At 52.0% G+C, this 22138-nt stretch carries 19 protein-coding genes; 12 read left to right on the top strand and 7 right to left on the bottom strand.

Annotation, left to right across the window (positions count from 1 at the left end):
• Positions 1-52 precede the first annotated feature (52 nt).
• Positions 53-1378: an MATE family efflux transporter DinF gene (dinF, locus tag FEK46_RS19850; RefSeq protein ID WP_130218583.1), complete on the top strand. Its 1326-nt coding sequence runs from the start codon at positions 53-55 to the stop codon at positions 1376-1378.
• A 115-nt stretch (positions 1379-1493) separates the two neighbouring features.
• Positions 1494-1703 carry a CsbD family protein gene (locus FEK46_RS19845; RefSeq protein WP_001030602.1) on the top strand — a complete coding sequence of 70 codons (210 nt, stop codon included), beginning with the start codon at positions 1494-1496 and terminating at the stop codon, positions 1701-1703.
• Positions 1704-1744: 41 nt separating this feature from the next.
• On the opposite strand, the gene zur is transcribed toward FEK46_RS19845, so the two are convergent.
• The gene (zur, locus tag FEK46_RS19840) at positions 1745-2269 is read right to left on the bottom strand and encodes a zinc uptake transcriptional repressor Zur (protein WP_135560237.1); all 525 of its coding nucleotides are present in this window, start codon (positions 2267-2269) and stop codon (positions 1745-1747) included.
• A 155-nt stretch (positions 2270-2424) separates the two neighbouring features.
• On the opposite strand from zur, the gene dusA reads away from it, so the two are divergent.
• Together dusA and pspG are read left to right on the top strand one after the other, a co-directional pair.
• A complete protein-coding gene (gene dusA, locus FEK46_RS19835; protein ID WP_130205796.1) occupies positions 2425-3420 on the top strand; it encodes a tRNA dihydrouridine(20/20a) synthase DusA in 996 nt (331 codons plus the stop codon).
• Positions 3421-3552: 132 nt separating this feature from the next.
• On the top strand, positions 3553-3795 hold the full coding sequence (pspG, locus tag FEK46_RS19830) for an envelope stress response protein PspG (RefSeq protein WP_000891404.1): 243 nt from the start codon (positions 3553-3555) through the stop codon (positions 3793-3795).
• A gap of 163 nt (positions 3796-3958) precedes the next feature.
• Here the strand turns inward: pspG and FEK46_RS19825 are convergent, their stop codons facing one another.
• The 5 genes from FEK46_RS19825 to FEK46_RS19805 form a co-directional block, all read right to left on the bottom strand.
• Complete coding sequence (locus FEK46_RS19825; protein ID WP_130205798.1) at positions 3959-4942, bottom strand: quinone oxidoreductase; 984 nt, start codon at positions 4940-4942, stop codon at positions 3959-3961.
• Positions 4943-5047: 105 nt separating this feature from the next.
• Positions 5048-7084: an FAD-binding protein gene (locus FEK46_RS19820; RefSeq protein ID WP_138194807.1), complete on the bottom strand. Its 2037-nt coding sequence runs from the start codon at positions 7082-7084 to the stop codon at positions 5048-5050.
• A gap of 10 nt (positions 7085-7094) precedes the next feature.
• On the bottom strand, positions 7095-8324 hold the full coding sequence (locus tag FEK46_RS19815; protein ID WP_165383314.1) for an Nramp family divalent metal transporter: 1230 nt from the start codon (positions 8322-8324) through the stop codon (positions 7095-7097).
• Positions 8325-8401: 77 nt separating this feature from the next.
• Positions 8402-9181, bottom strand: a complete 780-nt coding sequence (locus FEK46_RS19810; protein ID WP_130205804.1) for an enoyl-CoA hydratase/isomerase family protein — start codon at positions 9179-9181, stop codon at positions 8402-8404.
• A complete protein-coding gene (locus FEK46_RS19805) occupies positions 9174-10745 on the bottom strand; it encodes a malonate decarboxylase subunit alpha (protein ID WP_135560236.1) in 1572 nt (523 codons plus the stop codon). Before FEK46_RS19805 ends, FEK46_RS19810 begins: the two co-directional genes overlap by 8 nt.
• Before the next feature lie 254 nt (positions 10746-10999).
• On the opposite strand from FEK46_RS19805, the gene FEK46_RS19800 reads away from it, so the two are divergent.
• The 7 genes from FEK46_RS19800 (at position 11000) to FEK46_RS19765 (ending at position 18033) form a co-directional block, all read left to right on the top strand.
• Positions 11000-12034, top strand: a complete 1035-nt coding sequence (locus FEK46_RS19800) for a LacI family DNA-binding transcriptional regulator (RefSeq protein WP_135560235.1) — start codon at positions 11000-11002, stop codon at positions 12032-12034.
• A 70-nt stretch (positions 12035-12104) separates the two neighbouring features.
• On the top strand, positions 12105-13520 hold the full coding sequence (dnaB, locus tag FEK46_RS19795) for a replicative DNA helicase (protein WP_130205810.1): 1416 nt from the start codon (positions 12105-12107) through the stop codon (positions 13518-13520).
• A gap of 52 nt (positions 13521-13572) precedes the next feature.
• Positions 13573-14652 (top strand): alanine racemase, encoded by a 1080-nt coding sequence (gene alr, locus FEK46_RS19790; protein WP_135560234.1) that lies wholly within the window; start codon positions 13573-13575, stop codon positions 14650-14652.
• A gap of 253 nt (positions 14653-14905) precedes the next feature.
• Positions 14906-16099, top strand: a complete 1194-nt coding sequence (gene tyrB, locus FEK46_RS19785) for an aromatic amino acid transaminase (RefSeq protein WP_135560233.1) — start codon at positions 14906-14908, stop codon at positions 16097-16099.
• A gap of 339 nt (positions 16100-16438) precedes the next feature.
• Complete coding sequence (aphA, locus tag FEK46_RS19775; protein WP_130205816.1) at positions 16439-17152, top strand: acid phosphatase AphA; 714 nt, start codon at positions 16439-16441, stop codon at positions 17150-17152.
• 110 nt (positions 17153-17262) lie between these two features.
• Positions 17263-17679 (top strand): secondary thiamine-phosphate synthase enzyme YjbQ, encoded by a 417-nt coding sequence (locus FEK46_RS19770; protein ID WP_130205818.1) that lies wholly within the window; start codon positions 17263-17265, stop codon positions 17677-17679.
• Positions 17680-17682: 3 nt separating this feature from the next.
• Positions 17683-18033, top strand: a complete 351-nt coding sequence (locus tag FEK46_RS19765) for an MmcQ/YjbR family DNA-binding protein (protein ID WP_135408646.1) — start codon at positions 17683-17685, stop codon at positions 18031-18033.
• 386 nt (positions 18034-18419) lie between these two features.
• Here FEK46_RS19765 and uvrA read toward each other — a convergent pair whose 3' ends face one another.
• On the bottom strand, positions 18420-21242 hold the full coding sequence (uvrA, locus tag FEK46_RS19760; protein WP_130205822.1) for an excinuclease ABC subunit UvrA: 2823 nt from the start codon (positions 21240-21242) through the stop codon (positions 18420-18422).
• Positions 21243-21494: 252 nt separating this feature from the next.
• Here uvrA and ssb1 point away from each other — a divergent pair, with 252 nt between their 5' ends.
• Positions 21495-22031 (top strand): single-stranded DNA-binding protein SSB1, encoded by a 537-nt coding sequence (gene ssb1, locus FEK46_RS19750; RefSeq protein WP_000168309.1) that lies wholly within the window; start codon positions 21495-21497, stop codon positions 22029-22031.
• The last annotated feature ends 107 nt before the right edge of the window (positions 22032-22138 follow it).

The raw sequence follows: 22138 nt of genomic DNA, 5'->3' as shown, positions 1-22138 counted from the left end.
GCCGCCTGGCATCGCGGTTTGTTTTTAATCTCTCTTCATCAGGCTTGTCTGCATGGCATTCCTCACTTCATCTGATAAGGCACTCTGGCATCTGGCTTTACCCATGATTTTCTCCAATATCACCGTTCCCTTGCTGGGACTGGTTGATACGGCGGTCATTGGTCATCTTGATAGTCCGGTTTATCTGGGCGGCGTGGCGGTTGGCGCAACGGCGACCAGTTTTCTCTTTATGCTGTTGCTGTTTTTGCGTATGAGCACTACCGGGCTTACTGCACAGGCTTATGGTGCCAAAAATCCTCAGGCATTGGCGCGTGCACTGGTGCAGCCGTTGCTGCTGGCTCTGGGGGCCGGAGCGTTGATTGCGTTACTGCGTACGCCGATTATCGAGCTGGCGCTGCATATTGTTGGTGGTAGCGAAGCGGTTCTGGAACAGGCGCGGCGATTTCTTGCAATCCGCTGGTTAAGCGCACCGGCGTCGCTGGCGAATCTGGTGCTGCTCGGCTGGTTGCTCGGCGTGCAATATGCCCGCGCGCCAGTGATTTTGTTAGTGGTTGGCAATATCCTCAACATTGTGCTGGATGTCTGGCTGGTGATGGGGCTGCATATGAACGTGCAGGGTGCGGCGCTGGCGACGGTTATTGCGGAATATGCAACATTGCTGATTGGTCTGCTAATGGTGCGTAAAATCCTCAAACTACGTGGCATCTCCGGCGAAATGCTGAAAACTGCCTGGCGAGGAAACTTCCGTCGCTTGCTGGCGCTTAACCGCGATATCATGCTGCGCTCGCTGTTGTTGCAACTCTGTTTCGGCGCGATCACCGTACTTGGCGCGCGACTGGGGAGCGATATTATCGCCGTCAACGCAGTCCTGATGACGTTACTCACCTTTACAGCCTATGCGCTGGATGGTTTTGCCTACGCGGTTGAAGCCCACTCCGGTCAGGCGTATGGTGCGCGCGACGGTAGCCAGTTACTGGATGTCTGGCGCGCAGCGTGCCGCCAGTCGGGGATCGTGGCATTGTTGTTTTCGGTGGTTTATTTGCTGGCGGGTGAACATATCATCGCGTTGCTAACGTCGTTAACTCAGATCCAGAATCTGGCCGATCGCTACCTAATCTGGCAGGTTATTTTACCGCTGGTAGGAGTCTGGTGTTATCTGCTGGATGGTATGTTTATTGGCGCAACGCGCGCTGCCGAAATGCGCAATAGTATGGCAGTCGCAGCAGCAGGGTTCGCTTTGACGCTACTGACGTTGCCGTGGTTGGGTAACCATGGTTTATGGCTGGCGTTAACCGTCTTTCTGGCGCTGCGCGGGCTTTCACTGGCGGTTATCTGGCGTCGTCACTGGCGTAATGGAACCTGGTTTTCAGCAACGTGACGGTTAAAAATTCTGAATAAATAATCCTAAGCCAAATTCCTGACTACACTTAATCCCACGTTCAGAAGAAAAGTGAGCGTACTCTCATTCACCACCTAACGATGAGGATTTGAATATGAATAAAGACGAAGTCGGCGGTAACTGGAAACAGTTCAAAGGTAAAGTGAAAGAGCAATGGGGCAAACTGACCGATGATGACATGACGGTCATTGAAGGTAAGCGTGACCAGTTAGTGGGTAAAATCCAGGAACGTTACGGTTACCAGAAAGATCAGGCAGAAAAAGAGGTTGATAGCTGGGAAAAACGCCATGATTACCGCTGGTAATTAATCCCTCCTGCCCGACGTGTACAAGGATGTACGCCCTCTTAACGCGGTTTCTTTTTAACCTGCTTAACCTGCACAGAGTGATCATGCTGGCACTGTTCAGGATGACGACACGCTTCAACTTCCACACATGCCGCACAGAGTCCATGTGCTTCAATCACATTATGCCGCAGGGCAAACCCCATTTTTGCCGCCAGCGTATGCATAATGTCTTCCACGCCTTCTGCACACTCTTCTTTCACTGCGCCGCAGCGATCGCAAATAAACATGGCTGACGTATGGGTGGGCTGATCGAACAGATGACAGAGCACATAACTGTTAGTGGATTCCACCTTATGCACAAAACCTTGTTCAAGCAGAAAATCGAGCGCGCGATAAACCGTCGGCGGCTTGGCTTGTGGCTCGGCTTCGCGCAGCAAATCAAGTAGATCGTAGGCGCTGATAGCCCCTTCTTGCAGGCTCATCAGGCGCAGCACTTCGAGACGTTGCGGAGTCAGGCGCACATTACGCTGCGCGCAGAGTTTTTCAGCCTGCGCCAATAACTCCTGCGTTGTGGTCTTTTCCATTGTGCACCTCGAAAGTGGGGTTAAAAATGTCCTTACTTTACCATAATTCTCACTTAAACACCGACAACCGGGCATCGAAGCTGCCACATTGCCTGATCGCATATTCGTTATGCTATAGTAGCGCCCCCAATTCACCAGATGCTTAAAAAATCGCCATGTCAGCAGAATCACAAACCGCTTATCCCGCATACCGTTTCTCTATTGCTCCTATGCTCGACTGGACGGACAGACACTGCCGTTATTTCCTGCGTCTGCTCTCCCGTAATACGCTGCTCTATACCGAAATGGTGACCACAGGGGCGATTATTCACGGTAAAGGTGATTACCTGGCATACAGTGAAGAAGAGCATCCGGTGGCGTTGCAGTTGGGCGGTAGCGATCCGGCGGCGCTGGCGCAGTGTGCGAAGCTGGCAGAAGCGCGCGGATATGATGAGATCAACCTGAATGTCGGCTGCCCGTCAGACCGGGTACAGAACGGCATGTTTGGCGCGTGCCTGATGGGGAATGCGCAACTGGTGGCTGACTGCGTAAAAGCGATGCGCGATGTTGTGTCGATTCCAGTGACGGTGAAAACGCGTATTGGCATTGACGACCAGGACAGCTATGAATTTCTCTGTGATTTTATCGACACTGTTTCCGGCAAAGGCGAATGCGAGATGTTTATTATCCATGCGCGCAAAGCCTGGCTTTCTGGTTTAAGTCCGAAAGAAAACCGTGAGATCCCGCCGCTCGATTACCCGCGTGTCTATCAACTGAAGCGTGATTTCCCGCATCTGACTATGTCGATTAACGGCGGCATCAAGTCACTGGAAGAGGCTAAAGCACACCTGCAACATATGGATGGCGTGATGGTCGGGCGTGAAGCGTATCAAAACCCAGGCATTCTGGCGGCGGTGGATCGAGAGATATTTGGTTCCTCGGATACCGATGCCGATCCGGTGGCGGTGGTACGCGCTATGTATCCGTACATTGAGCGTGAACTCAGCCAGGGGACGTATCTCGGTCATATCACCCGGCATATGCTGGGGCTGTTCCAGGGGATTCCTGGTGCGCGGCAGTGGCGGCGGTATTTAAGTGAAAATGCCCATAAAGCGGGCGCTGACATTAACGTGCTGGAACATGCGCTCAAACTGGTAGCGGATAAGCGTTAATTTTTCACCACAAAGTAGTCAAATTCACCACGCCCTGCGCTTCGACGCGGGCGTTTTGTTGATAAATCAATATGTTATTTCTGGCATGATTCTTGTAAAGCCAGCAAGAGATTTCATTTTTGGGAGAACATCATGCTGGAACTACTTTTTGTGATTGGCTTTTTTGTCATGTTGATGGTCACCGGCGTTTCATTGCTGGGCATTATCGCTGCGCTGGTTGTGGCGACGGCCATTATGTTCCTCGGTGGGATGCTGGCATTGATGATTAAGTTGCTGCCGTGGCTGCTGTTGGCGATTGCTGTAGTGTGGGTGATCAAGGCGATTAAAGCGCCAAAAGTGCCTAAATATCAGCGTTATGACCGCTGGCGTTACTAAGGGATTGTGCGGATGATCACAACCTCGGGTTTTATCCTTAGAACAAAATAGGAATTGATAATCAAATCTGTCACTATTGCGCGTCAAACAAATTCATCGAGCTGTACCCTACATACAGCCGAACTATAAAAGAAAGGGCTTCCCAGGTGGAAGCCCAATTTCTTTATGGAATCAGTAAGCTGGAACCCTGCGTCGCCCGGCTTTCCAGAATCTCATGCGCACGCCGCGCATCCTTCAGCGGGTACTTCTGATGTTCTGCGACATCCACTTTAATTACGCCGCTGGCAATCAAAGAAAACAGTTCATTACTGGCTTCAGTTAACTCTTCCCGCGTGGTGATATAGCCTTGCAGGGAAGGGCGTGTCACATACAGCGAGCCTTTCTGATTGAGAATGCCTAAGTTCACACCCGTCACCGCGCCTGATGAGTTGCCAAAACTGACCATTAAACCGCGACGTTGCAGGCAATCCAGCGAGCGTTCCCAGGTATCTCTGCCCACGGAATCGTACACTACGCGCACTTTCTTGCCGTCGGTGATCTCTTTTAACCGCTCGACCAGATTCTCTTCGCGATAGTTAATGACCTGCCATGCCCCGGCTTTTAAGGCGCTTTGCGCTTTTTGCGCCGTTCCCACGGTGCCAATAAGTTTTGCCCCTAAGGCTTTTGCCCACTGACAGGCAATTAAGCCCACGCCGCCAGCAGCCGCATGGAACAGGAACTGTTCGTCAGGTTTGATTTCATACGTTTTGCGTAGCAGATAATAAACCGTTAAGCCTTTCAGGAATGATGCAGCGGCTTGCTCAAAAGAGATCGCCGCGGGAAGAATTGCGGCTTTATCGGCATTGACGTTATGCACAGAGCTGTAAGCCCCTAACGTTGACTGTGCATAAACCACGCGATCGCCTGCTTTAATATGCTTCACGCCGCTACCGACTTTGCTCACGATGCCAGCCGCTTCTGTGCCTAATCCACTGGGCAGCGATGGCGGCGGATAAAGGCCGCTGCGGATATACGTGTCGATAAAATTAATGCCAATGGCTTTATTTTCGACCTGGATTTCATTCTCCGCCGGATCGGCAGGCGTGAACTCCACGGCTTGCAGAACTTCCGGGCCACCGTGCTTGTGAAATTCGATGCGTGTTGCCATTTAAACTCCTTTACTGAGCGACATATCTGTTTTAAGCCTAACAGTAGTCGCCGGGCCGCGCGGGGATTTTTTCCGGGCTGTGGTCACAACCCGGAATATCTCTGGTCAGTATTGAAACAGCGTCGCCGCAATCCAGTTTTGCCACTGGCGCTCAAAGTTGGTTAGCGTTAATACGCCCCGCTCACGGCACAAGCGAATCCAGGCATGGCAATCATTAGCTTCCAGACAAACACAAATCATGTATTGCCGGGCATCCTGATTTTCTGGTCGAAAACGCCAGGTCAGGAGTGGCCCACCTGGCGTTTGCGGTGCGATACCGGCTTCGCCATCATAGACAGCCCTGGCGCCACGGCTCCCGCCACCATTTTCGATATAGCATTGTAAAGAGCGCAGTACAGCCAGCGCCAGTTGCGCACTTTGCCGCCACTGGAAAGATTGGGCGAGGCTGTTTTCATTGCTTTGAATGCCTTCCCGGCGAATATCTTCACAAAGTGTTGCTATGGTTTGCGCGGCAGTGTTGATCCCCTGCGTATGACACAAAATTGCAGCATGGTGGCTCATGGTATTTTGTATCGTTTCTCGCACGTCGTCGCGCAGCAGCCCCTGATTCAGGAACTGTTGCGCCTCATTAATCGTGCTGAGAATTTGTTGCCTCTCGAGAGGGAGGTCCTGACTTTTCTGATGAGCAATATGCAATGCACAGCGGCGGGCGAAAACTTGCCCGGCATTGAGCGCCGACCCACCAGGACGCGTCACACCATGTGTTCCGGCATTTTCTCCGGCAGCATAACAACCAGTTAGCGATGTACGCCCCCAAATATCAACATCAATTCCGCCATTAAGATGTTGATTGTTTAGCGTAAATTTTAGCGGTGAGGCTGTGAGATCATGACCATGCATCTGATACAAACGAATAGCCAGAGGATTCATCTGTGTTAATCGCGCCAGCGGTTGCGCCAGCAGGGCGTGATTTTGTTGCAGATAGTCGATGACATCATCATCCAGTTCCCGCAGGTTGAATGGCGTTCCGTCCGCTGCGGGTTCGGGTTCCCGCAGAAAATCGAGGAAAACATCGCGCCCTTTTTGTGTCTCCTCATACACCGCGACATCCAGCAGGCTGGAGCCATATTCCAGCATTCGTTCCGCGTGAAACGGCCACTGGTAACCTTTGCGAAATATCGCGGAGGCCAGCATACGAGTCGTGGGGTAATAAGCTGCCAGAAAATTATACTGACGTCCGGAGTGGTCCTGCGAGTAGATGCGCGGCATCGCTTGCATGTAAGTACCGGAAAGATTCCACGGAAATTGGCTGCGCGGTGTACCGATACCAAACTGACTCTCCGTAAGATTCACCAGGCTTATACCTGCTTCCAACGCCATGCCCAACGCACTAAAACAGTTCACCGGATAGACACTGTCACGATAAAGTTCACCTGGCCCGCCCGTGGCTAAAACCAGATGTTGGCAGCGAATCACTATCATTCGCCAGGGATTATCCCGACAGGCTTTATCGATAGCGATCACCCCTACGACTCGTCTGTTTTCTCCTTCACCGCGGGTCAGGATACGAATCGCCGTTGTGTGATCGCGCAGAGGAATATTAAGGCGCATTGCCTCCAGAGCCAGAACTTTAACCATCAGGCGAGAAGTTCGTGGGCCGCAACTGGTGGCGCGACCGAACTCATCGTGATCGGTTTGATAACGCAACGTTGCGCCAAAGAGATCTTCTGGCAGATCCAGACCCAGATATTTCAGTACTTCACAGGTGTTCACTGAGCCGACGGCTTCAACATAGGCAGTGTCATGATCCATCGAACCGCCCGCCGCCAGAGTGTCACTTAATGCCAGAAAATGGTCACCATTTGCACGGGTATTGGCGGTGTGGAGAGTTTGTTTATCAGAACCAGAACAGGCGGAAGTGCCCCAGAAAACTTTGCTGGAAGCGACCATGACATCGATATTTTGCCGTTTCAGCTCGACGGCAGCTCGCCATCCGGCAGCACCACTGCCTAGCACCAGCGTGTTGCAGCGGTACTCAGGTAAAATGGCGCCGTTAAGGTCGATACTACCGCTGGCTTGAGCCAGCGGTGCGTAATGGGGCATTTTGATATCAGTGAGCGCCGTTAGCGTTTCGTCAATCATTGCGTCCCACCTATTTCATCAGACTTTCGATTAAGCCGCTCATTGCCATATAGCCCATGATTAGCGTAAATGCGCTTATGGCAATAAACATGACGTTTTCCCAGCGTGAGCAACGATATTCGCCCATTAACGAAGGCTTGTTCGCCAGCCAGAACATACATAAAACAGTCAGCGGCAGAATAATGGCGTTAAAGGCCTGGCTGGCAATCATCACCAATACCGGGCGTGCGTGGAACAGCGGCACAACCAGACAAAGCAGAGACATAACCGTCATCAGGATACGGTAACCTGGGCTAACTTCGTTGCTGGTATCACGCCAGTCAGCCAGCAGCCAGGGCGTTAACAGTAAATTCGGGAACTGACTGGAAAGCCCGGCAGCAACAATACCAATAACAAATAGTCCCACGGCAGCCGAGCCAGCAATAGGTTCGAGAATAATGACCATTTGCGAGGCGTTATTTAAACCTGTGCCAGTTTGATACAACGTACCCGCAGCCGCAGCCATCACCGCCGCACTGATGATGAACATCATTCCTGCACTGACAATGGCATCACGATTTTGATGAGGCAGATTGTCCACACCCCAACCATTACTTTTTACCAGAGTCGTGCGCATAAGAAACATTGCTGGCGCTACGGTTGTACCCACCATGCCAGAAATTATCAGAAATGGCGTACTGTTATCGCCAGCGACAGGATCGGGAACAGACGGAATAAATCCGGCCAGCAGATCTGCGACCGGCGGCATCATAATGAAAAAATTAATCACAAACGCCAGCCCCATAATGCCAACCAGCGCGGAGAGGATTTTGTCGAACCCGGCGTTGCTGTTGGTCCAGAGCATCACGTTAATCATAATGACCATCGCGATAGCCCATGCGAGTGCTGAGATACCGCCACTAAACCAGGTCGTGGACCATGTTGCCATTACATCCGCCAGAATGCCCATTACCCCCATAATGGAACCACTGACGGCAACGGTTAACCCGATCAGAAACAACATAGCAACGCCAGGATGGATATGGCGACGAAATGCAGTCAACGCGCGTTCACCTGTGACGGAAGCATAACGACCATAAATACGGATTAAAAACCAGGTAACAATGCAAGAAAGCGCCACGGCCCACATCAGCGAGACGCCATAGTTTGCACCCGCTTTCGCCATAGTGGTGATACTGCCTGTCCCAATGCTGTAGCCAATAAGAAAGATGCCAGGCGCAAAGGCCGCAAGTTTTGTCATTATTCGCCGGAATAAAGAAGGCGTTTGGGGAACAGAGGTTGTCATATTCATTATCTTTCTTTCCTTGTAAGAGGCTTTCAGCGCGCCTGAAAGTGCGGGAGACGCTTCTCGGCGAATGCCTGACTTCCTTCACGAGCATCTTCAGTAGTGGCGGAAAAAGCGCCAGCAAGCGCTTCAAGCGTCGAGGCAACGGCAATACCTTCTCCGGCATCGATAACTTGCTTGGCGATCTGCACAGCAACCGGAGCACGTTGGGCGATACGTTGTGCCAGTTGCAGCCCGGCGTCGTGTAACGTTTCCCTGGCGACAACACGATTCACCAGCCCGCAGGACAGCGCACGCTGTGCATCTAGTGGTTCGCCGGTAAATACCAGTTCTTTCACCAGTGAACGCCCAAGTAGTGCCGTCAGCCGCTGCGTTCCTGACCAGCCAGGCACTGTCGCCAGTCCGGTTTCTGGTAGCGCCATCCGAGCCTCGGCGCTACAAATACGGATATCGGCGGTAGCAGCCAGTTCCAGACCACCGCCATAAGCCAGTCCGTGCACCAGGGCGATTACGGGTTGTGGCAGTTGTGCCAGAGCGTCAAATGCCTGATGACCGCGGCGGATCCAGTTGCGCCACATATCAAGTGCAGAAAGAGAGGTCCAGCGATGAATATCCGCACCGACACAAAACGCTTTTTCACTGGCGCTGGTCAGCAGAACCACGCGGATCTCCGAATCCGTTTCCAACGTGTGGCAATGTGTCAGCAGCTGTTCAAGCATCTCCGGGGTTAATGCGTTGAGTTTCGCCGGACGATTAATCACCAGAGTGGCAATGAAACCGTTGCGCTGGAGGTCAATAGTGCCGTTATTCATGGTGACGTCCTTGTTGAAAATAGTGGGGATTCATTAGCTTGAGATCGTCTGCCAGACGGAGTGGGGCATCGCTTTGGGCGAGAATGTCGCGTTCAGGATCAATACCAGGGGCAATTTCTGTGACCAGTAGCCCGTCTGGTGTTAATTCCAGAACGCAGCGTTCAGTGATGTACTGCACTTGCTGCCCGAGTCTTATTGCGCGTTTGCCGGAGAACGTCACGTGGGCGACTTCTTGCACCAGCTTTTTGGCTTTGCCTTCTTTAATGATACGCAGCTGACCATCATCCAGTTGCAGCTGGGCACCAGCATTGAAAAAGCCAGAGAAAATAATTCGCTTCGCATGTGAAGTGATATCAATAAACCCACCGCATCCGGCAGTGACATGTGGACGGGCAGGCAGATGCGAGACGTTTACTGAGCCATCTGCGCCGATTTGTAAAAATGACATCAGAGTGAGATCAAAACCCCCGCCCTGGAAATAGGTGAACTGCTGGGGAGAGGGTAAAAATGCTTCTGCATTAGAGGTGCAGCCGAATTGAAATTCCAGTAGTGGAACTCCGCCAATTGCGCCCTGTTCCAGCAGCCAGGTGACATCACCGTGGCGACCTTGTTCCAGTAAAATACGCGGTACATTGGCAGAAATACCAAAGCCAATATTTACCGCATCTCCACTTTGTAGTTCTTGCGCGACTCGCTGGGCAATAACCCGCGCCGGGCCATGTTCCATATAACGAAAGGCGGACAGCGGACGACTGATTTCGCCGGAAATGGCAGGTTCGTATTGTGTTTGCGTGGTTTGTGTTTGTTCCGGCGCAATCACGATGTAATCCACCAGTACACCCGGAATACGCACCTCTTTTGGTTTCAGACTTCCGGCGGCAACCTGCCGTTTTACCTGCGCAATTACGATGCCACCGTTATTGCGAACAGCTGTGGCCTGTTCCAGTGGCCCAAGATAAGCCCCTTCATGTTCATAAGTCAGGTTGCCGCGTTCATCGGCAGTGGTAGCGCGAATGATCGCTACCTGGGGCACGATGCTGGGGAAAAACAGCCAGTCGTCGTTAGCAAATCGAACACGTTCAACCAGAGATTGTTGCGCCGCTTTTTCATTCATTGCGCCGCCCTGCAACAGGGGATCCACATAGGTATCCATGCCTGTTTGTGTCAGCACGCCAGGACGATGAGCCGCCGCTTCCCGGTGCATATCAAATAAGATCCCGGAAGGCAGATTCCAGGCGGGGATCGCGTTGTCATTGATCATTTGCCAGATTAGCGGAGGCGTCATTGATGATGGCCCGGAGGGGTAGGAGCCAGCGATCACTTTTGCCAGTAAACCCGATTGCGCCAGATGATCGATGCCTTTTACGCCATACATATCACCTGCGGCGATAGGGTGGATGCTGGTGATGTTTTGCGGATGTCCGGCATGTTGAAAGCGTTCACCTATTGCTGCCAGCACGGCATCCGGACACCCCATTCCACTGGAGGAGGAGACGGTGACAACTGCGCCATCAGCAATCAAATCTGCAGCTTCCGATGCAGTGATCGTGCGTACAGAGCACATAATAATTTCCTTATTTCGATATAAAAATAATTAAAAATATGCATGTAAAACAATATGATAGTAATTATAAATTAATTGGAACGATCTAATTTATGCGTAATTTGTACGATTGGCGTGCAAAAAACACAACAAGGGAAGTATGAATCTGTGATCGAAACGACGATCTCCTGCGATCCCCGACGTTAACGGATCGCATGAGTAAAAGGAGATTATGATAAAGTAAATGCCTTGATCTTATGGGGGTTGGAGTAGTCATGGCGAAGTCGGATACAGGAAGAAAGCGGGTAACATTAACCGATGTTGCACGTGCGGCTGGCGTTTCGAAATCGACCGTGTCGCTGGTACTCAACGACAGTCCGCTTATCAAAAAAGAGACGCAACAAAAAGTCCAGCAAGCCATTGAGCAATTAGGCTATGTCTATAACCGTTTTGCTGCCAATCTGCGTTCGCAAAAATCGCTGACTATCGGCGTGGTGATTGATGATTTGACCAACCCTTTTTTCGCTGAATTTACAATGGGCCTTGAGATCACGCTGGCGGAGCACGGTTTTATCACCGTAATGTCCAATACCTCCCAGCGTAGCGATCGGCAAAAACAGGTACTTGATACCTTGCTGGAACACCACGTCGCGGGCATTGTCCTCTGTCCAGTAAACAGCACCTCAGAAGCCGATTTACAGCGTTATGCCAACAGTTCCACACCCTTATTAATCACAATGCGCCCTCTGGACTGGCAACAATTGCCCGTCGATTACGTTGGCGTGGACAGCCACGCAGGCGTCCGGGAAGCTACGGAATATCTCATTCAACAAGGGCACAGAGACATCGTGTTTATTGGGGGACTTACGCACCATATGCGTTATCAGGGATACCTGGAGGCGATGAACCATCATGATTTACAGCCGTGGAGCACTGATGCTTTTTCGCTTCGCGCTGAACCGACTCAGGCCAACGGTTACCAGTTGATGCAACAACTGTTGGATACGCCTTCGCCACCCACAGCGGTGATTTGTTATAACGATTTAATGGCTTTTGGCGCGGAGTCGGCACTGGGCGAAAGAGGATTATTTGCCGGGGAAGATATTTCGTTGATTGGTAATGATGGCGTGGCGGCTTGTGCTTACAGTAACCCGCCGTTAACCACAATTGCGGTAGAACCATTGGCTCTGGGGAAACAGGCGGCGCAGCAAATTTTACGGCGTATTGCGCAGCCAGACGCACCGCTCAGCCATTACGTCTATCGCCCAACCCTGCAAATTCGCGCTTCTACCGGAAGACGGGGGCGTTAAATGCTGTAGCGAGAAACTGTTTCTCGCTATACTCTCTATCCCTTTTTAACAGCAGGTAACTCCATTCACTATGGCTGGAAATAAACCCTTCAACAAACAGCAGGCTGAGCTTCGCGAACGCGATCCACAAGTTGCCGGGCTGAAAGTGCCTCCGCACTCGATCGAAGCGGAGCAGTCGGTGTTGGGCGGTTTAATGCTGGATAACGAACGCTGGGACGATGTGGCCGAGCGTGTAGTGGCAGACGATTTCTACACCCGTCCGCACCGCCATATCTTTACCGAAATGGCGCGTTTGCAGGAAGGTGGTAGCCCGATAGACCTGATAACTCTGGCGGAATCGCTGGAGCGCCAGGGGCAACTTGATAGCGTCGGTGGTTTCGCTTATCTGGCAGAACTGTCAAAAAATACGCCAAGTGCGGCGAACATCAGCGCTTATGCTGACATCGTGCGCGAACGTGCCGTTGTTCGTGAGATGATCTCAGTTGCTAATGAGATTGCCGAAGCCGGTTTTGATCCGCAAGGGCGCACCAGCGAAGACCTGCTGGACCTGGCTGAATCCCGCGTCTTTAAAATTGCCGAAAGTCGCGCCAATAAAGACGAAGGGCCGAAGAACATCGCCGATGTGCTCGACGCTACCGTGGCGCGTATTGAGCAACTGTTCCAGCAGCCGCATGATGGCGTTACTGGCGTAAACACCGGCTATGACGATCTCAACAAAAAAACCGCCGGTTTGCAGCCGTCGGACTTGATTATCGTCGCGGCGCGTCCGTCGATGGGTAAAACGACATTTGCGATGAACCTCGTCGAAAATGCGGCGATGTTGCAGGATAAACCGGTACTTATCTTCTCGCTGGAGATGCCATCGGAACAGATTATGATGCGTTCTCTGGCATCGCTGTCGCGCGTTGACCAGACCAAAATCCGTACCGGGCAACTGGATGATGAAGACTGGGCGCGTATTTCCGGCACGATGGGCATTTTGCTCGAGAAACGTAACATCTATATTGATGACTCCTCCGGTCTGACGCCAACGGAAGTGCGCTCGCGCGCGCGTCGTATTGCCCGTGAGCACGGCGGCATCGGGCTTATCATGATCGACTACCTGCAGCTGATGCGTGTGCCGTCACTTTCCGACAACCGTACGCTGGAAATTGCGGAAATCTCCCGCTCGCTGAAGGCGCTGGCAAAAGAACTGAATGTGCCGGTGGTGGCCCTGTCCCAGTTGAACCGTTCTCTGGAACAACGTGCCGACAAACGTCCGGTCAACTCCGACTTGCGTGAATCCGGCTCCATCGAGCAGGATGCGGACTTGATCATGTTTATCTATCGTGATGAGGTTTATCACGAGAACAGTGATTTGAAAGGCATCGCGGAAATTATTATCGGTAAACAACGTAACGGCCCAATCGGGACGGTACGCCTGACCTTTAACGGTCAATGGTCGCGCTTCGACAACTACGCGGGGCCGCAGTACGATGACGAATAATAATTATTTTATGTATTAGGTAATTAAAGCAAACACTTATCAAGGAATACAAATGCAAGCGGCAACTGTAGTGATTAACCGCCGCGCTCTGCGACACAACTTGCAACGTCTGCGTGAACTGGCCCCCGCCAGTAAACTGGTTGCGGTGGTGAAAGCGAACGCTTATGGTCACGGTCTTCTTGAAACCGCGCGAACGCTTCCTGATGCCGACGCCTTTGGCGTAGCCCGTCTCGAAGAAGCCCTGCGGCTTAGAGCAGGGGGCATCACGCAACCTATATTGTTACTGGAAGGCTTTTTTGAAGCAGACGATCTGCCGACGATTTCCGCTGAACATCTGCATACCGCCGTGCATAACGAAGAACAGCTTGCTGCTCTGGAAGAGGCCAGTCTGGAGGAGCCAGTTACCGTCTGGATGAAACTCGACACCGGTATGCACCGACTGGGCGTTTTACCGGAACAAGCTGAGGCGTTTTATCAACGTCTTACGCAATGTAAAAACGTCCGTCAGCCGGTGAATATTGTCAGCCACTTTGCTCGCGCTGATGAGCCAAAATGCGGCTCGACTGAGAAACAACTCGATATCTTCAATACCTTTTGCGAAGGCAAACCCGGCAAGCGTTCAATCGCCGCATCGGGTGGAATTTTGTTATGGCCGCAGTCGCATTTTGATTGGGTGCGCCCGGGCATCATTCTTTACGGCGTGTCACCGCTGGAAGATGGCTCCACCGGTGCTGATTTCGGTTGCCAGCCAGTGATGTCTCTGACCTCCAGCCTGATTGCCGTGCGTGAGCATACAGCGGGTGAACCGGTAGGCTATGGCGGCACCTGGATTAGCGAGCGCGATACCCGCCTTGGCGTGGTGGCGATGGGCTATGGCGATGGCTACCCGCGCGCCGCGCCGTCCGGTACGCCAGTGCTGGTTAATGGTCGTGAAGTGCCGATTGTTGGTCGCGTGGCGATGGATATGATTTGCGTAGATTTAGGTCCACAGGCGCAGGATAAAGCTGGGGACCAGGTCATTTTATGGGGTGAAGGTTTGCCCGTAGAGCGTATCGCAGAAATAACAAAAGTGAGTGCTTACGAACTTATCACGCGCCTGACGTCAAGGGTCGCGATGAAATACGTGGATTAATCGTTCTGTAATAGTTGATTGTCTGTGCCGGATGCGGCGTGAATGCCTTATCCGGCACGTAATATCTTGTAAATTCAATAAATTGATATTCTCGCATAGGCCTGATAAACGTCATGCTTCTGGTGGTTTTGCGTTTGTCATCAGTCTTACCCTCTGGTTAATTGCCGTTCGTCGCTGAACATCCTCTCGATCTTCGCCATTTTCCGGTTTATTGTGTTTTAACCACCTGCCCGTAAACCTGGAGAACCATCGCGTGTTTCAAAAAGTTGACGCCTATGCTGGCGACCCGATTCTTTCGCTTATGGAGCGTTTTAAAGAAGACACTCGAAGCGACAAAGTGAATTTGAGTATCGGTCTGTACTACAACGAAGACGGGATTATTCCGCAACTAAAAGCTGTCGCGGAAGCGGAAGCGCGTCTGAATGCACAACCTCATGGCGCTTCGCTTTATTTACCGATGGAAGGGCTGAACAGCTATCGCCATGCCATTTCGCCGCTGCTGTTTGGCGCTGACCATCCGGTGCTACAACAACAGCGTGTGGCGACCATTCAGACGCTCGGTGGTTCGGGGGCATTAAAAGTAGGCGCTGACTTCCTGAAACGCTACTTCCCGGAATCAGGCGTCTGGGTCAGCGATCCCACCTGGGAAAACCATGTGGCAATATTCGCTGGGGCTGGATTCGAAGTGAATACTTACCCCTGGTATGACGAAGCGACTAACGGCGTGCGTTTTAATGACCTGTTGGCGACGCTGAAAACATTACCTGCCCGCAGCATTGTGCTGCTGCATCCTTGTTGTCATAACCCAACGGGCGCCGATCTCACCAACGACCAGTGGGATGCGGTGATTGAAATTCTCAAAGCACGCGAGCTTATCCCATTCCTCGATATTGCCTATCAAGGATTTGGTGCCGGTATGGAAGAAGATGCCTATGCCATTCGCGCGATCGCCAGCGTCGGATTACCTGCTCTGGTGAGCAATTCATTCTCGAAAATTTTCTCCCTCTACGGTGAGCGTGTCGGCGGTCTTTCTGTGGTGTGTGAAGATGCCGAAGCCGCAGGTCGCGTACTGGGGCAGTTGAAAGCAACTGTTCGCCGCAACTACTCCAGCCCGCCGAATTTTGGTGCGCAGGTGGTGGCTACGGTGCTGAATGATGCGGCGTTAAAAGCTAGCTGGCTGGCAGAAGTGGAAGAAATGCGTACCCGTATTCTGGCGATGCGTCAGGAACTGGTGAAGGTATTGAGTAAAGAGATGCCAGAACGCAATTTTGGTTATCTGCTTAAGCAGCGCGGCATGTTCAGTTATACCGGTTTAAGCGCTGCTCAGGTTGACCGACTGCGTGAAGAGTTTGGTGTTTACCTGATTGCCAGCGGCCGCATGTGTGTTGCCGGACTTAATGCGCAAAATGTGCATCGCGTGGCGAAGGCGTTTGCAGCCGTGATGTAATGTCGTTAGCAGGTGGTTGAACAGCCGCCTGCTCAATTTTAACTTGTTGATATAATTAGTATCATTGAGAATAGAGAGAAAGAAATATTCTGCCCCTCATATAAAGCCGCTCACTTCTGGTAAGCGATATTAACCACGGACTAAATGGATATACCTACTCCATGGATAGACATTAAGCTATTAAAAAACACGAACTTCTCTCATGTGATCCTGCTCCCTTTCTCTAACAAAACCGCAGATAATCCTTCCTTTCCTCCGCTGCTGGCGTTATGGTCAGATGGTTTTTTCAACAAATCTCACAATAAAAAGTTTTAACTTACTGACTATTTAGGGAAAAATATGCGCAAGATCACACAGGCATTGAGTGCCGTTTGCTTATTGTTCGCTCTAAACAGTTCCGCTGTTGCCCTGGCCTCATCACCTTCACCGCTTAATCCGGGTACTAACGTAGCCAAACTCGCTGAACAGGCACCAATTCATTGGGTTTCAGTCGCCCAAATTGAGAACAGTCTGGCAGGACGCCCACAGATGGCTGTTGGGTTTGATATTGATGACACTGTTCTGTTTTCCAGCCCTGGATTCTGGCGCGGCAAAAAAACGTTCTCGCCAGAAAGCGAAGATTATCTAAAAAACCCAGCATTCTGGGAAAAGATGAACAACGGTTGGGATGAATTTAGTATTCCAAAAGAGGTCGCGCGTCAGCTGATTGATATGCATGTCCGCCGTGGCGACACCATTTTCTTTGTGACAGGTCGTAGCCCTACGAAAACTGAAACAGTGTCAAAAACGCTGGCTGATGACTTTCACATTCCTGCAACCAGTATGAACCCGGTGATTTTTGCGGGCGATAAAGCAGGACAAAATACAAAAACGCAGTGGCTACAGGATAAAAATATCCGAATTTTTTATGGTGATTCCGATAACGATATTACCGCTGCACGTGATGTTGGCATCCGTGGCATCCGCATTCTGCGAGCCTCCAACTCCACCTACAAACCCTTGCCACAAGCGGGTGCATTCGATGAAGAGGTGATCATCAATTCAGAATACTGATAAGTCGGGAGAGCGCCTGACTCTCCCGAATGCTGTTTTTTTAATCGCACCTTTATCCTTTCGCTGTCTTGCTGCAAACTGATTAAGAGAGTTTTATCAAGGAGCAGCACATGTGGTTTCAAAAGACGCTCACGCTTAGCGCTAAATCTCGTGGGTTTCATTTGGTAACGGATGAAATCCTGACTCAACTAGCTGATATGCCGCGTGTTAATGTCGGTTTACTGCACCTGTTGCTGCAACACACTTCCGCCTCTCTGACACTTAATGAGAATTGCGACCCCACAGTACGCTATGACATGGAGCGTTTTTTCCTCCGCACCGTTCCCGACAACGGAAACTATGAGCATGACTATGAAGGGGCAGACGATATGCCTTCTCATATCAAATCCTCGATGCTGGGGGTATCGCTCGTATTGCCAGTGCATCAGGGGCGTATTCAGACCGGCACCTGGCAGGGAATATGGCTTGGGGAACATCGCATCCACGGCGGTTCGCGTCGCATTATCGCGACACTACAAGGGGAGTAAAAAATGACCATTTCGGAGTTGCTACAATATTGCATGGCAAAACCAGGCGCAGAACAGAGTGTGCATAGTGACTGGAAAGCAACGCAAATCAAAGTGGAAGATGTGCTGTTTGCGATGGTGAAAGAAGTGGAAAATCGCCCAGCGGTTTCGCTGAAAACCAGCCCTGCGCTGGCCGAGCTTTTGCGACAGCAGCATAGCGATGTTCGTCCCAGTCGGCATCTGAACAAAGCGCACTGGAGCACCGTATATCTCGACGGCTCGTTGCCGGATTCGCAAATCTATTATCTGGTCGATGCGTCGTATCAGCAGGCGGTGAATTTGCTGCCGGAAGAAAAACGTAAATTGCTGGCGTAACTCTGAAAGGAAAAGGCCGTTCAGCAAGCGGCCTGAGAATGATGACAAACGCAAAATTGCCTGATGCGCTACGCTTATCAGGCCTACGTAATCCCTGCAATATATTGAAATTGCATGTTTATGTAGGTCGGATAAGGCATTCACGCCGCATCCGGCAAGAACAAAGCGCACTTTGTTAATAATCTGAGGCCGTTCAGCAAGCGGCCTGAGAATGATGACAAACGCAAAATTGCCTGATGCGCTACGCTTATCAGGCCTACGTAATCCCTGCAATATATTGAAATTGCATGTTTTTGTAGGCCGGATAAGGCGTTCACGCCGCATCCGGCAAGAACAAAGCGCACTTTGTCAATAATCTGAGGCCGCTCAGAAAGCGGCCTTAAGGATTACAGCATCGGCTTGAGGAAGCGTGCCGTGTGTGATGCTTCGCACTCCGCGACGGTTTCTGGCGTACCGGAGACGAGGATCTCGCCGCCACCGCTACCGCCTTCTGGTCCCAGGTCGACAATCCAGTCGGCGGTTTTGATTACGTCGAGATTGTGCTCAATCACCACAATGGTGTTGCCCTGATCGCGCAGTTTATGCAGCACGTCGAGCAGTTGCTGAATATCGGCGAAGTGCAGGCCGGTAGTCGGCTCGTCGAGAATATACAGCGTCTGCCCGGTGCCGCGTTTTGACAGCTCACGCGCCAGCTTCACGCGCTGGGCTTCACCGCCGGAAAGCGTGGTTGCGGACTGCCCGAGGCGAATGTACGTCAGGCCAACGTCCATCAATGTTTGCAGCTTACGCGCCAGCGCCGGTACGGCATCGAAGAACTCACGCGCTTCTTCGATGGTCATATCCAACACTTCGTGGATGGTTTTGCCTTTGTACTTAATCTCCAGCGTTTCACGGTTATAGCGTTTACCTTTGCACTGGTCGCACGGTACGTAAATATCCGGCAGGAAGTGCATCTCCACTTTGATCACGCCATCGCCCTGACAGGCTTCGCAACGACCGCCACGGACGTTAAAGCTGAAACGTCCTGGCGTATAACCGCGCGCGCGGGATTCCGGTACGCCCGCAAACAGTTCACGTACAGGCGTAAACACGCCGGTATAGGTCGCCGGGTTAGAACGCGGAGTACGACCAATCGGGCTTTGGTCGATATCGATGACTTTATCGAAATGCTCGAGTCCCTGAATATCGCGATACGGTGCCGGTTCGGCGATGGTCGCACCATTCAACTGACGTTGGGCAATCGGGAACAGCGTGTCGTTAATTAGCGTCGATTTACCGGAACCTGAAACTCCTGTGATGCAGGTAAACAGACCGACTGGCAGTGTCAGCGTCACGTCTTTCAGGTTGTTGCCACGCGCGCCTGTCAGCTTCAACACTTTTTCCGGATCCGCCGGAACGCGTTTCTTCGGCACTTCAATCTTGCGTTTGCCGCTCATGTACTGCCCGGTCAACGACTCCGGCACCGCCATAATCGCTTCCAGCGGACCTTCCGCGACCACTTCACCACCGTGTACACCAGCGCCCGGGCCAATGTCGATAACGTGGTCAGCGGCGCGAATAGCGTCTTCGTCGTGCTCCACCACAATCACGGTATTACCGAGATCGCGCAGATGGATAAGTGTACCCAGCAGGCGTTCGTTATCGCGCTGATGCAGGCCGATAGACGGCTCATCGAGCACGTACATCACACCAACCAGGCCCGCGCCAATCTGGCTCGCCAGACGGATACGCTGGGCTTCACCGCCGGAAAGTGTTTCTGCCGAGCGGGAAAGTGTCAGATAGTTCAGACCGACGTTAACGAGGAATTTCAGACGATCGCCAATCTCTTTGAGGATTTTTTCCGCAATCTTCGCCCGCTGACCAGCGAGTTTGAGATTGTTGAAAAACTCCATCGCATGACCAATGCTCATGTCGGAGATAGCAGGCAGCGGCGTATTCTCGACATACACGTGGCGTGCTTCCCGACGCAGACGTGTTCCGTCGCAGCTGGTACACGGGCGATTGCTGATAAACTTGGCTAATTCTTCGCGTACCGCGCTGGATTCCGTCTCTTTATAACGGCGCTCCATATTGTGCAGCACGCCTTCGAACGGATGACGACGAATGGAGGTATCGCCACGATCGTTCATGTATTTGAATTCGATGTTTTCTTTGCCAGAACCGTACAGCACCACTTTATGCACGTTCGCGCTCAGGCTGCCCCACGGTGCTTCGACGTCGAACTTATAGTGATCTGCCAGCGATTTCAGCATCTGGAAGTAATAGAAGTTGCGGCGATCCCAGCCACGGATCGCACCACCTGCCAGCGACAGTTCCGGGTTTTGGATCACACGGTCAGGATCGAAATATTGCTGTACGCCGAGGCCGTCACAGGTCGGGCAGGCCCCCGCCGGGTTGTTAAACGAAAACAGACGCGGTTCCAGTTCACGCATACTGTAGCCGCAAATCGGACAGGCGAAGTTGGCGGAGAAAAGCAGTTCTTCCGCTTTTGGATCGTCCATATCAGCGACGACCGCGGTACCACCAGAAAGCTCCAGCGCCGTTTCAAACGACTCAGCCAGACGTTGGGTAAGATCGTCGCGCACTTTGAAACGATCAATAACCACTTCAATGGTGTGTTTCTTTTGCAGTTCCAGTTTCGGTGGATCGGAAAGATCGCAGACTTCGCCATCTATACGCGCACGGATGTAGCCCTGGCTTGCCAGATTCTCCAGCGTTTTCGTGTGTTCGCCTTTGCGCTCTTTAATAATCGGCGCCAGCAGCATCAGACGTTTACCTTCCGGCTGCGACAGCACGTTATCCACCATCTGGCTGACGGTTTGCGCCGCCAGCGGAACATCGTGGTCCGGGCAGCGCGGCTCACCGACGCGAGCGTACAGCAGACGCAAATAGTCGTGGATTTCGGTGATTGTCCCCACCGTAGAGCGCGGGTTATGAGACGTCGATTTCTGTTCAATTGAGATGGCGGGTGAAAGCCCCTCAATATGGTCGACGTCCGGCTTTTCCATCAGTGACAGAAACTGCCGCGCGTAGGCGGAAAGGGATTCAACGTAACGACGCTGCCCTTCGGCATATAAGGTGTCGAAAGCGAGCGAGGATTTGCCAGAACCCGAAAGCCCGGTCACGACAATGAGTTTGTCGCGGGGGATAACGAGGTTGATGTTTTTTAGATTATGGGTGCGGGCGCCCCGAACTTCGATCTTATCCATTCACCTTTCCCGGATTAAACGCTTTTTTGCCCGGTGGCATGGTGCTACCGGCGATCACAAACGGTTAATTATGACACAGAATGACCTGAATGAATATACAGTGTTGGAATGTGAAACCCAGAGCGCGATGTAACAATGTTTGACCAGAATTGTTTAGCGGAACCGAGGTCACAACATAGTAAAACCGCTATTGGTAATGCTACAATCGCGCGTTTACACTTATTAGAACGTTTTTTTTCAGGAGACATGAACATGGCCAGCAGAGGCGTAAACAAGGTTATTCTCGTTGGTAATCTGGGTCAGGACCCGGAAGTACGCTACATGCCAAATGGTGGCGCAGTTGCCAACATTACGCTGGCTACTTCCGAATCCTGGCGTGATAAAGCGACCGGCGAGATGAAAGAGCAGACTGAATGGCACCGCGTTGTGCTGTTCGGCAAACTGGCTGAAGTGGCCAGCGAATATCTGCGCAAAGGTTCCCAGGTTTATATCGAAGGTCAGCTGCGTACCCGCAAATGGACCGATCAATCCGGTCAGGATCGCTACACCACGGAAGTGGTGGTGAACGTTGGCGGCACCATGCAGATGCTGGGTGGTCGTCAGGGCGGTGGCGCTCCGGCTGGCGGTAACGTCGGTGGCGGTCAGCCGCAGGGCGGTTGGGGTCAGCCTCAGCAGCCGCAGGGTGGCAATCAGTTCAGCGGCGGCGCACAGTCTCGCCCGCAGCAGTCCGCTCCGGCAGCGCCGTCTAACGAGCCGCCGATGGATTTCGATGACGATATCCCATTCTGATTTTGTTTTAAAACAATAGATTATATTGTTTTAAGGTAGGTGATTAGCGCATCTGCCAGGGATAAAAAAAGAAGCCTCCATAATGGCAATGCCGTTCACTTAAGCGG

Origin of the sequence: Escherichia sp. E4736 (assembly GCF_005781225.1) — a bacterium.
In the GTDB taxonomy this organism is placed as follows: Bacteria; Pseudomonadota; Gammaproteobacteria; order Enterobacterales; family Enterobacteriaceae; genus Escherichia.
Note: the sequence above shows the minus strand (reverse complement) of the source record. Positions and strands in the feature narration are given on the sequence as shown.

Coding starts and splice junctions, on each gene's coding strand:
- FEK46_RS19810 (WP_130205804.1), bottom strand. CDS start 9,181: ATGAATAACGGCACTATTGACCTCCAGCGCAACGGTTTCATTGCCACT.
- zur (WP_135560237.1), bottom strand. CDS start 2,269: ATGGAAAAGACCACAACGCAGGAGTTATTGGCGCAGGCTGAAAAACTC.
- FEK46_RS19800 (WP_135560235.1), top strand. CDS start 11,000: ATGGCGAAGTCGGATACAGGAAGAAAGCGGGTAACATTAACCGATGTT.
- alr (WP_135560234.1), top strand. CDS start 13,573: ATGCAAGCGGCAACTGTAGTGATTAACCGCCGCGCTCTGCGACACAAC.
- FEK46_RS19820 (WP_138194807.1), bottom strand. CDS start 7,084: ATGATTGACGAAACGCTAACGGCGCTCACTGATATCAAAATGCCCCAT.
- aphA (WP_130205816.1), top strand. CDS start 16,439: ATGCGCAAGATCACACAGGCATTGAGTGCCGTTTGCTTATTGTTCGCT.
- ssb1 (WP_000168309.1), top strand. CDS start 21,495: ATGGCCAGCAGAGGCGTAAACAAGGTTATTCTCGTTGGTAATCTGGGT.
- dusA (WP_130205796.1), top strand. CDS start 2,425: ATGTCAGCAGAATCACAAACCGCTTATCCCGCATACCGTTTCTCTATT.
- FEK46_RS19805 (WP_135560236.1), bottom strand. CDS start 10,745: ATGTGCTCTGTACGCACGATCACTGCATCGGAAGCTGCAGATTTGATT.
- FEK46_RS19770 (WP_130205818.1), top strand. CDS start 17,263: ATGTGGTTTCAAAAGACGCTCACGCTTAGCGCTAAATCTCGTGGGTTT.
- uvrA (WP_130205822.1), bottom strand. CDS start 21,242: ATGGATAAGATCGAAGTTCGGGGCGCCCGCACCCATAATCTAAAAAAC.
- FEK46_RS19825 (WP_130205798.1), bottom strand. CDS start 4,942: ATGGCAACACGCATCGAATTTCACAAGCACGGTGGCCCGGAAGTTCTG.
- dinF (WP_130218583.1), top strand. CDS start 53: ATGGCATTCCTCACTTCATCTGATAAGGCACTCTGGCATCTGGCTTTA.
- pspG (WP_000891404.1), top strand. CDS start 3,553: ATGCTGGAACTACTTTTTGTGATTGGCTTTTTTGTCATGTTGATGGTC.
- dnaB (WP_130205810.1), top strand. CDS start 12,105: ATGGCTGGAAATAAACCCTTCAACAAACAGCAGGCTGAGCTTCGCGAA.
- FEK46_RS19845 (WP_001030602.1), top strand. CDS start 1,494: ATGAATAAAGACGAAGTCGGCGGTAACTGGAAACAGTTCAAAGGTAAA.
- FEK46_RS19765 (WP_135408646.1), top strand. CDS start 17,683: ATGACCATTTCGGAGTTGCTACAATATTGCATGGCAAAACCAGGCGCA.
- FEK46_RS19815 (WP_165383314.1), bottom strand. CDS start 8,324: ATGACAAAACTTGCGGCCTTTGCGCCTGGCATCTTTCTTATTGGCTAC.